This window comes from Bradyrhizobium sp. sGM-13 (assembly GCF_018398875.1).
GTDB lineage: Bacteria > Pseudomonadota > Alphaproteobacteria > Rhizobiales > Xanthobacteraceae > Bradyrhizobium.
Genome location: NZ_JAGWDK010000400.1, coordinates 1 through 247, shown reverse-complemented (window position 1 = coordinate 247; position 247 = coordinate 1). Strand labels below are relative to the sequence as shown.

General features: G+C 54.3%; 1 pseudogene. It reads left to right on the top strand.

What is annotated here, in order from left to right:
• Window positions 1-247 (top strand): annotated as a pseudogene (locus tag KJQ96_RS39425) (branched-chain amino acid ABC transporter substrate-binding protein); the annotation flags it as partial.

Here is a 247-nt window from a genome sequence, read left to right as displayed (position 1 = left end):
ACGTCGCGAATTACCCGCTGACGACGACGGGTCTTGTCAGCTACGACACCGAAGGAAAGATCTACGCCAAATATCTGACGAAGACGCTGCCAAACGCCAAGTATGCCATCCTCTATCAGAACGACGACCTCGGCAAAGACTACGTCAACGCCTTCAAGGCGTTTCTCGGCAAAGATTTCGACCGACAGGTCGTGACGGCTTCCTACGAGGTCACTGAACCGACGGTTGATTCGCAGGTCGTCAACCT